The organism is Haloarchaeobius lipolyticus (assembly GCF_051208015.1).
In the GTDB taxonomy this organism is placed as follows: Archaea; Halobacteriota; Halobacteria; order Halobacteriales; family Natrialbaceae; genus Haloarchaeobius.
Genome location: NZ_JBPKGF010000004.1, coordinates 278019 through 287839 on the forward strand (window position 1 = coordinate 278019; position 9821 = coordinate 287839).

Genomic DNA, 9821 nt, shown 5'->3' on the forward strand with positions numbered 1-9821 from the left:
GGGCACGCGCAGCCCCGAACATGAACGTCAGGCAGGTCCTGCCAACGGACGCGATACCCAGCGTCGACGACCCGTCGTTCGCCCCACTCGATTCCTGCGATGGCGACGACTCGGACGAGGTCGTCCTCGTCGACGGAGACACACCGCGAGCGTACCCGATTCGCTACCTGCACTACCACGAGATCGTCAACACAGACCGCGACGGGCACCCGATAGCCGTGACCTGGTGTCCGCTCTGTGGCAGCGCCATCGTCTACGACCGGGTGGTCGACGGCCGCGAACTCGACTTCGGCGTCTCCGGCAAGCTCGCTGACGACGACCTCGTGATGTACGACCGCCAGACTGAGTCCGACTGGAAGCAGAGTCTGGGCGCCTGCATCGCCGGTGAGTTCGAGGGCACCGAACTGACGGTTCTCCCCGCCGCGATGACCACTCTCGGTGCCGTCCGAGCGTCCCACCCGGACGCCCAGGTGCTCGAACGCCCAGGGGGCGTCTCCGAAGCCGGCCAGAAAGGCGGCGACGCCACGGAGATATCCTACGACTCCGACCCCTACGACCACTACTTCGAGATGGACGGCTTCGGCCTCGGTGCCCACCGCGGAACCGGGGACGACCGAGAGTGGACCCGGGCCGACGACATCGGGGCGAAGACCATCGTCCTCGGCATCGAGGTCGGCGACGACGCGCTCGGATTCCCCATGCCCCGCGTTCTGGACGCCGGTGGGGTCGTCCAGACGACGGTCGGCGGCCGTGACGTCGTCGTGTTCGCCACCGACGACGGCGGAATCCACGCCTTCGACGACCCCGGTTACTCGTTCGAGTACGACGCCGACGGCTTCTCAGCCGATGGTACGACGTGGGACCCGACCACGGGACGAAGCGACGACGGCCGCGAACTGGAGCGGCTGCCGGCTCGCCGGCTGTTCGCGTTCCCGTGGCAGGACGACCACGGCGAAGATAGCTTCTACGCGAGCTGAAAAGACGAAGTGAGAACCGTTCGACCGGGGCGCGTCTCGTCGGGAGTCAGTGCCGCTACTCGTCGTCGCCCTTCATGTCCTGGAGCTGTGCGACCAGCTCGTCGTTGGACATGTCGGGTTCGAACTCGACCGTTCCCTCGTGGTCGTGTTCGTGGACGCTGACGGCGTCGTCATCGTCGATGTCGTTGCTCTGTTCCTGTTGCTCAGACTCGTCGTAGCTACCGAATCCCATTGGACTCGGGCCTAAGGTATTCGGGTTGAAAAGTGGTGTGTTCTGTGGGAGGAGACGAATGTGCGAAGAATTCCTGTAAGTAGTCCCGACCGGATTCGAACCGGTGTCATAGGCTCCAAAGGCCCATATGATTGGCCACTACACCACGGGACTGCATCCAAGGCTTGGAAATCCGCGTACAATAAGATTGCTTTTCAGTATCCAAATTGGGGCAGTCACGTCCCGTGAAAACGGGACGAATCACCCCAGTCGACGAAAGTTACACATCCACAACATTCACGTTCGCTAAAACGTCGTCTCACGGGCGTCTGACGGGTTTTGAAGTGGGTACCTATCCAACAGTTGGACGACATGGCACCCACCCCACTGAGTCATCGCCACAGTTCGGGGCGGCGGACCACCGAGTTCGCTAGCTTCTACGGCGTCGCAAACAAGCTACTCCTGCTCGTCGGCGTCTTCTTGCTGAAGACGAGCATCCAGTTCACCTTCTTCTCCGGCTCGCTCCTGAGTATGGTCGCCTACTACGTCGTCACCGTCGGGCTCCCGTTCGCTGGCTTCGTCGCGCTTCGGCGCGCGAACCCCACCGTCTCGGGCCCGATGTCCTCCGGGTCGCGAGGTCGCGGCGACTCCTCGTCGCTGATCGACGTCGACCTGCCCTCGTTCGACCTCTCGCTGCCGGGCTTCGGCAGTGGTCGTGGTCGGGGTCGCGGCCGTAGCAAGAGTCGTCGCAGCGGTCGAGGCCGGAGCCGTAAGAGCCGCCGAAGCCGAAGTCGCCGCAGCGGTCGCGGGGGAACCTCACTCGGCGGCTCACCCTCGCTCGTCGCCCGCGTGCAGAGCGGAATCCGTCGGGTCGTCGCGGCGCTGCCGCTCCCGGGCGACGACATGGACCGTCTCTGAAGAACGGAACGAGCGCCTTCTGTGGTTTCAGTCCGCGGTCTCCTCGATACTGAGCTCGAGGTGTTTGCACTTGTCCGCCTCGGCATCGAAGCAGTCGGGACACTCGCTCCGGCGGTCGATGATGGTGTCGAGCCGCTCGGCGACGGTGTCGTCGATGACGGCTTCGAGCGCGTGCGCCTCCTCGCGGAAGTTCTCGACCTCGAGGACGTTCGCGAGGAAGCGCTCGATGATGCAGTAGGTCTGCAGGGCGTCTTCGGCGCGGACGATACCCTCGTCGGTGAGGGTCGCGCCCTTGTACTTCTCGTGCTCGACGAGGTCCCGCGCCTCGAGCTTGCCGACCATCTCGTTGACGCTGGCGGGAGAGACGTCGAGTGCGTCCGCTAACGTTCCCGTCGCAGCGGGCCCGTCTTGCATCAGCTGTACCAGGTAGATCGCCTTGAGGTACTGGTCCTGTGTGTTCATCGTGTCACCCCGCTCATTCGCGTGCCTCCATCACCGCGGTCACTTCCTCGACGCCCTCTGCTTCTTCCTCGCGGATAGCACGGAGGGTATCGAGGACGCGTTCACGGTCGACGCTGTAGTCGGTGTCGCTCGCCTCGATGGCCTCGATGAGGTCGTCGTAGAACTTGTACGCCGTCTCCTCGTTGCAGAGCTGGTCGTACAGCAGCCCGTCGAAGTCCTCTGGCCGTGTCTGTGCGTACTTCGCCTCGACGAGGGCGTTTATCTCCTCGAAGGGGACCGTCTCCGCGTCGAGTTCCTCGATGAGTGCCTCGAGGCGGTCTCTGTGCTCGGCGGACTCTTCGGCCGCGTGAGAGAGCAGCGCTCGCACGTCGTCGTCGGCCTGCTCCGTCTCGTCGGCCAGCGAGTCCAGATGGTGGTAGGCACGTGACTCGACGACCTCCTCGAGCACCGCGCCGATCTGCAACAGGCGCGCGAGCTGGTGGTCGGTCGAAACGCGCTGGCCCAGACTCATGTCGAAAACGCGGGGACGTGACTACCTAACTCTTTCCGACTCGGAGAGAGATAGAGACGAAATCGAGAGAAGAACCGCAGGGTGCGCGGTCTTACTCGCGAAGGCGCGCAGCGATGAGCTCTTCGAGGTCGTTGCGGAGTTCGTCGACCGCGACCTCCTCGAGGACCGGCACGAAGAAGCCCTCGACGAGCATGTCCTTCGCGCTCTGTTCGTCGACACCGCGGGAGGTCATGTAGAACAGCTCCTCGGCGTCGACCTGCCCGACCGTCGCGGAGTGACTCGCTTCGGTGTCGTGGTTGTTGATGATGAGCTTCGGGGACGCGTCGGCCTCGGACTCGTCGGAGAGCATCAGCGTGTTCTCACGCTGGTAGCTGGACGTGTCCCACGCCTCGCGGCCGACGTCCTGGACGCCCTCGTAGACGGAGCGTGCCTTGTCGTCGAGGACGCCGCGAGTGACGAGGTCGGCCGTCGTATGCTCGGCCTTGTGCCAGACCCGACTATTGATGTCGAAGTGCTGGTCGTTGTGGCCGAAGAACGCGCCGACGATGTGGCTCTCGGAGCTGTCGCCCTGGAGCAGCGTCTCGACTTCGGACTTCGTCAGGCGCGAGCCGATGTTGCCCTCGATCCAGTTGACCGTGGCGTAGGTGTCGGCGTTGCCGCGCTTGAGCGTGTAGTTGTACGTCTCCTCGTCGAGATTCTGGAGGCTCCCGTACTGCACGTGGGAGTTCTCGCCGGCGGCGACCTCGACGATGCCGCTGTAGTAGCACTCGCCATCCAGCTCGGTGCCGGTGGACTGGCGCTCGAGGATGGTGACGGAGGCGTTCTTCTCCGTAATGACGAGCGTGTAGTTGAACAGCGACCGGCTATTCATCGTCGTCCGGACCTTGACGTCCTCGGCGTCGACCTTCTCGGGGACGTAGACGACCGTCCCGTCGGTGAACAGCGCGGTCGACAGCGCAGTGAGATAGTTCTCCTGCGGGTCGATGACGCTGCCGAAGTGCTCTTTGACGAGCTCTTCGTGCGAGTCGACGGCCTCGGACCATTCGAGGACCTCCACGCCCTCGGCGCTGACGCGCTCTTTGTCCTGTGCCGCGTTGAGCGGGTCGACGAATGACTCGAAGTCGAGGTTCGAGAGGTTCGTCCAGTTGCGGCCCGGCGTCCGGATGACCTTCGGCATGTCGAGGTCTTCGAGCGCCGCGAGGGCCTCCAGACGCGTCTCCGTGAGCCACTCGGGCTCACCGAGGTCGGCCGAAATCTGTTCCACCTGGTCTCGTGTGAGATTTGCGTGTACCTGCGTACTCATGATGAATCCGGGGATTACCCGAGGCTACCCTCCATCTCCAGTTCGATGAGGCGGTTGAGTTCGACCGCGTATTCGATGGGCAGTTCTTCCGTGATGGGCTCGATGAAGCCGGCGACGATCATCTGCTTGGCGTCGTCGTCGTCCAGTCCGCGGGACTGGAGGTAGAAGACGTCCTCGTCGCCGATCTTGCCGACGGTCGCCTCGTGGGCGACGTCCACCTTGGACTCCTGGATCTCCATGTACGGCATGGTGTCGGAGGTGGACTCGTTGTCGAACATCAGCGCGTCACACTCGACGGACGTCGAGGAGTTCTCGGCGCCGTTGGCGATGTGGACGAGGCCGCGGTAGTTCGTGCGACCGCCGTCCTTACTGATGGACTTCGACTCGATGGTCGACTTCGTGTTCGGGGCGTTGTGGTAGACCTTCGCACCGGTGTCGATGTTCTGGCCCTTGCCGGCGAACGCGATGGTGATGTGGTTGTCCGTCGCGCCGCGGCCCTTGAGGATGGTCGCCGGGTAGAGCATGGTCGCTTTCGAACCCATGCTGCCGGAGACCCACTCCATCGTGCCGTCCGCTTCGACGATGGCGCGCTTCGTGTTGAGGTTGAACGTGTTCTTCGACCAGTTCTGGACGGTCGAGTACTGCACGTGGGCGTTCTCCTCGACGAAGACCTCCACACAGCCGGAGTGGAGGTTGTGACTCCCGTACTTCGGTGCGGAACAGCCCTCGATGTAGTGGACTTCGGAGCCCTCCTCGGCGATGATGAGCGTGTGCTCGAACTGGCCCATCCCCTCGGAGTTCATCCGGAAGTACGCCTGCACCGGCATGTTGACCGTGACGTCCTCGGGGACGTACACGAACGAACCGCCGGACCAGACGGCGCCGTGGAGTGCGGCGAACTTGTTGTCTGACGGAGGGACGCACTTCGTCATGAAGTACTCCTTGACGAGCTCTTCGTGCTCCTGGACGGCCTTGTCCATGTCGCAGAAGATGACGCCCTTCTCCTCCCACTGCTCCTGCATGTTCTGGTAGACGATCTCGGACTCGTACTGGGCGCCGACGCCGGAGAGCGCCTTGCGCTCGGCCTCCGGGATGCCCAGCTTCTCGAACGTGTCCTTGATCTCGTCCGGGAGCTCGTCCCAGTTGTCGGCCCCGCCGCGGGTCTCGACGTCCGGTCGGATGTACGGGACGATCTCTTCGATGTCGAGCTCGGACAGGTCCGGCTGTCCGGGCCAGTCCGTCGGCATCGGCATTTTCTGGTACTGCTTCAGCGCGCGGAGGCGCCGCTCCAGCATCCATTCGGGCTCGTCCTTGTCCTCGGAGATGAGCCGGATGGTCTCCTCCGTGAGGCCCTTCTCGGTCTGGAAGGCGGACTTCTGCTCCTTCTTGAACTCGAAGCGAGCCTCGGTGTCTGTCTCTTTGAGGTGGTCTTGATCGGAACTCATGATTTGATTGTAGGTTGGTTGTGGGTGGGTACGTATCTACCCTGTGCTAGCCACGACCGGTTACGCGGTCTCGTAGACCTCCTCGCGGACCCAGTCGTACCCCTTGTCCTCGAGCTTCTCGGCGAGCTCGGGGCCCTCGCTCATGACGACCTTGCCGTCGAGCATGATGTGGACCTTGTCCGGCTCGACGTAGTCGAGGATGCGCTGGTAGTGCGTGATCTGGAGGACGCCCGTGCCGACCTCGTCGCGGAGCGCGTTGATGCCGTGGGAGACGTCCTGCAGGCGGTCGATGTCCAGGCCGGAGTCGATCTCGTCGAGCACGGCGATGCTCGGCTCGAGGATGGCGGCCTGGAGGACCTCGTTCTGCTTCTTCTCCCCACCGGAGAAGCCAGCGTTCAGGTAGCGCTGTGCGAACTTCGCGTCCATGTCGAGCTGTTCCATCTTCTCCTGGAGGAGCTGCTGGAACTCGGCGACGCCGATCTCGCCCTCGTCGGCGGGACCCTCCATCGGGGAGGTCTCGTAGCCCGCTTCCTCTTCTTCCTCCTCGGCCTCGTCGTCGTCCTCGAACAGCTCCTCGCGCTCTTCGAGCTTCGCGTTGAGGGCCGTGCGCAGGAAGTTCGTCATCGTGACGCCCTCGATCTCCGCGGGGTACTGGAACGCCAGGAAGATACCGAGCGCGGCGCGCTCGTTGGGCTCCAGGTCCAGCAGGTTCCAGGTGCGCTTGTCCTCCGGAATCTCGAAGTCGTCGCCGAAGTCGCCCTCCTCGAGGTGGAGGAGCACCTTCCCGTCGGTGACCTCGTAGGCCGGGTGGCCAGCGATGACCTTCGCCGTCGTCGATTTACCGGAGCCGTTGGGGCCCATCAGGGCGTGAATCTCGCCCGAACGGACTTCCAGGTCGACACCATCGAGAATCTTCTCACCGTCTTCCTCTGCGACCTTCGCGTGAAGGTTTGTGAGTTCTAGTCGTGCCATTCTGAGCTACCTCTTATCGTCCTAGCGAAAGGGAGTGGGGTCCATGAAGCTTACGTAATCGCCTGTAATCGATTCCCGAACCAGAAAATTATTTTTAGGATTGGGGAACGGGTGGGGAGCGCCCTGTCTGGGCCCCGCACGCAGGTCTCCGTGCCCGGTCCGGACGGACCGGGCTCCTACATGAACGAGCCGAGACCCGTCTGCTCCTGCCCGCTCTTGACCTCGTCCCACGACATGCCCATCGCCTCGATGACGCGCTCGATGGGCCCCTTGAGCGTCTTGTCGAGCATCTTGTCGTAGTCGACCTCGAACGCCTCGGGAATCTGGTCCTCGTACTCGAAACAGATGACGTCCTGTTCGCGCTTGAACTCGCCGTAGCGGTGGTCCTGTCGTGCGTCGAACTCACCCGACGACTCCAGCTCTTCGAAGTACGACGGATGGACCTTCTTCAGGTACAGCCGCTTCGGCTTCGACCCGCGGTCGAAGTTCGTTCCCAGGAGCAGGTTCGCGTACTTCGCGCCTCGAACGTGAGCGGTGTCGGTGTCGTAATCGTCGAGTCGCTTTCCGATGCCGCCAGGGATGGCGATGTCGTCGAGCGACACCTCGCCGGCCTGGAAGTCCTGGATGACGTCGTGGACGTACTCCTTGATGTCGTCCTCGCTGGCACCGCGAACGATCTGGTCGATGACGTGGTGCTGGACCTCCTTCGTGATAGGGGCGATGTCCGAGCGCTTGTACTCGAAGCCGGTGATGTCGATGTCGTCGACCTCCTTGCCCTCCTTCCAGACGATGTGGCCCGCGTAGCGCTTCTTCTTGCCCGCCTGGAAGAAGCGCCGGTAGAGCTTCTCGAACTCTATCTGGAAGCGATGTTCCTCGCCGGCGTCGAGGTTGACGTCGAGTTCGTCGCGCGCGAAGTCGTCGTACGCGCCGTTGATGTGCTCCTCTATCTCGAACGACTGCTTTATCGCCTCGTCGACCGAGATGTCGGCACCGAGCTCGAGCATGACGCTGTCGGTGTCCCCGTAGGCGACCTCGTAGCCGATCTCGTTGGCCGACCGTTCGGTGAACCTGATGACCTCCCGGCCGGTCGCCGTGACCGCCGCGCCCATCTCCTTGTCGTACAGGCGGAACCGGTCCCAGCCCAGCACGCCGTACAGAGAGTTCATGATGACCTTGACCGCGGCCTGCTGCTGGTCGAACCGCTCGTAGTCCTCGCTTCCCGGCTCGAACTCGTTCCGGCGAGCCTTCTTCTCCTCGCGCTCTGCCAGCAGCTCGTCCACCATCTCCCGGATCATCCCGTCTTCGTCCTTCCGGAAGTGGGTCCCGTTGGGGGCACGGTAGGTGTCGCCCTCGAACGTCTCGGGGTCGACCTTCGTCTCGGGACTCGCGTTGATGGTCACCATGCACATCGGGTAGAGGCTCTTCAGGTCGAGCACCGTCACCATCTCCTTGACGCCGGTGATGGGGTCGAAGACGGCTCCACCCTCGTAATCCTCGGATTCCTGCTTGCCCTTCGAGGGTAGCGCCCACTTTCCGTGGACCTTCTGGAGGACGTACATGTCGACCGCGTCGCCCGCCGTCGGCGCGTCCTCCAGCTTGCAGCCGACGAAGGTCCGGACCTCGTCGTAGAACGAGACGATGTCCTGTTTCCGGTCGATCTCGACGCAGAGCTCGACGTCGCGCAGGTTGTACTCGAGCAACTTCTCGGGGTCTTGCTCCCAGAGGTCGCCGATGTCGCCTGTGTAGCGCTCCTTGCCGACGTCGAGTTCCGCCTCGCCGACCGCGTCGAGCCGGTACGAGTCGAGTTCGGAGAACTGCCGGCTCTTGTACGCGTAGAGCAGGTCGAAGACCACGCGGCCCTTGATGTCGGGGCCACCCCAGCCCGACCGCCAGACCTCGTTCACACGCGAGAGGCGGTTCGAGTCGAGGTCGTACCCGTGCATCGTCGAGTCGAGCTCCTCGAGCCGGTCGAGGAGGTAGGGCGCGTCGAAGTCCTCGAGGTTCCAGCCGGTCAGGACGTCGGGGTCGGTCTCGTCGATGTAGTCGACGAACGCCTCGAGCATCGCCATCTCGGCCTCTCGTTCGCCGCCGCCGTTGTCGTCGTCACCGACTCCGGTGAACACCTCGACGCGAACGTCGATGTCGCCCTCGATGGGGGCGTAGTCGGCCAGGTCGGCGGGGGCGTCGCCGTCGAACTCGTCGGCGACCGCGAGCCAAACGACGTACTCGTCGTCGTAGGAGTCGTGCGAGGTGAGACAGATGATGGGCTCCTCGCCGTCCTCAGGGAACCCGTTTCGGTCGTTGACCTCGATGTCGAAGGTGTTCACCCGGGGGGCCGCGTCCACGTCCACGGCTTCGACCTCTTCCGGTGGCACGCGGATGCTCCCGTCGTTCCCACGCCGCTCGGGGATGCGGATGCCGCTGTTGATGCCGTGGTCGATGAGGAACCGGTTCGGGAACAGGATGTCGGCCTCGTAGTGGTCGAACCGGTCGCGGATGTTTCCGACGTCGCGCGGGGTCTTCCCGAATATCCGGGTGAGTTCCTCGCCGCGGATGCTGACGAACGGCTCGCCGTCTTCGTTCGTTTCCTCCCACCCGGTGATGGCGTCCTCGCGTTCCAGCTCGGCCTCGTCGAGCGAGTCAGTCGGCGCGTAGAAGTACGGCTCGAAGCCGAGTACCTGCACGTGCTCTGCGGTCCCGTCCGGCGTCCGTCCGAAGACGTGGATGATCGGCTGTTCGTGCTCACCAGACCCCGCGATGGTGTAGTCCACCTGCATGACGGCGAGTTCGATGGTGTCCGTCGCCTCGGGGAACAGCGCCTCGTCGCTGTCGACGATGTTCGCCTCCTCCAGCCCCGGTGTGGTGATGGCTCTCGCCTCCGCCTCGATGTCGTAACCAGCACCGCCGGCCTCGCCCGCGTCGGCGTCCTCGTCCGTCCCCCCGAAGTCGTCGAGGAGGGACGCCTGTTGGTCGCTCATTGGCAACGCCTTGGCTGTCACCAACTAAAAAGCAGGTGATTCGG

The 9821-nt window shown here is 63.6% G+C and carries 9 protein-coding genes and 1 tRNA gene; 2 read left to right on the forward strand and 8 right to left on the reverse strand.

Annotated features, from left to right (window positions below; genetic code table 11):
* Window positions 1-20: 20 nt before the first annotated feature.
* On the forward strand, window positions 21-977 hold the full coding sequence (locus tag ACSC1Y_RS13735) for a DUF3179 domain-containing protein (RefSeq protein ID WP_435335485.1): 957 nt from the start codon (window positions 21-23) through the stop codon (window positions 975-977).
* 55 nt (window positions 978-1032) lie between these two features.
* Here the strand turns inward: ACSC1Y_RS13735 and ACSC1Y_RS13740 are convergent, their stop codons facing one another.
* Together ACSC1Y_RS13740 and ACSC1Y_RS13745 are read right to left on the reverse strand one after the other, a co-directional pair.
* Complete coding sequence (locus tag ACSC1Y_RS13740; RefSeq protein WP_435335486.1) at window positions 1033-1209, reverse strand: DUF5786 family protein; 177 nt, start codon at window positions 1207-1209, stop codon at window positions 1033-1035.
* An 80-nt stretch (window positions 1210-1289) separates the two neighbouring features.
* Window positions 1290-1362 (reverse strand) — tRNA-Gln (locus ACSC1Y_RS13745).
* 198 nt (window positions 1363-1560) lie between these two features.
* Between ACSC1Y_RS13745 and ACSC1Y_RS13750 the strand changes: the two genes are divergently transcribed.
* Window positions 1561-2106: a hypothetical protein gene (locus ACSC1Y_RS13750; RefSeq protein WP_435335487.1), complete on the forward strand. Its 546-nt coding sequence runs from the start codon at window positions 1561-1563 to the stop codon at window positions 2104-2106.
* Window positions 2107-2133: 27 nt separating this feature from the next.
* On the opposite strand, the gene ACSC1Y_RS13755 is transcribed toward ACSC1Y_RS13750, so the two are convergent.
* The 6 genes from ACSC1Y_RS13755 to ACSC1Y_RS13780 form a co-directional block, all read right to left on the reverse strand.
* Window positions 2134-2568 carry a metal-dependent transcriptional regulator gene (locus ACSC1Y_RS13755; RefSeq protein ID WP_435335488.1) on the reverse strand — a complete coding sequence of 145 codons (435 nt, stop codon included), beginning with the start codon at window positions 2566-2568 and terminating at the stop codon, window positions 2134-2136.
* 13 nt (window positions 2569-2581) lie between these two features.
* Complete coding sequence (locus ACSC1Y_RS13760) at window positions 2582-3079, reverse strand: ferritin-like domain-containing protein (protein WP_435335489.1); 498 nt, start codon at window positions 3077-3079, stop codon at window positions 2582-2584.
* 91 nt (window positions 3080-3170) lie between these two features.
* Window positions 3171-4382: a Fe-S cluster assembly protein SufD gene (gene sufD / locus ACSC1Y_RS13765; protein ID WP_435335490.1), complete on the reverse strand. Its 1212-nt coding sequence runs from the start codon at window positions 4380-4382 to the stop codon at window positions 3171-3173.
* Window positions 4383-4396: 14 nt separating this feature from the next.
* Window positions 4397-5827, reverse strand: a complete 1431-nt coding sequence (sufB, locus tag ACSC1Y_RS13770) for a Fe-S cluster assembly protein SufB (RefSeq protein WP_435335491.1) — start codon at window positions 5825-5827, stop codon at window positions 4397-4399.
* Window positions 5828-5887: 60 nt separating this feature from the next.
* Window positions 5888-6799, reverse strand: coding sequence for an ABC transporter ATP-binding protein (locus tag ACSC1Y_RS13775; RefSeq protein ID WP_435335492.1), 912 nt, complete (start codon window positions 6797-6799; stop codon window positions 5888-5890).
* Between the two features lie 176 nt (window positions 6800-6975).
* Window positions 6976-9777, reverse strand: coding sequence for a DNA-directed DNA polymerase (locus ACSC1Y_RS13780; RefSeq protein WP_435335493.1), 2802 nt, complete (start codon window positions 9775-9777; stop codon window positions 6976-6978).
* Window positions 9778-9821: the final 44 nt, after the last annotated feature.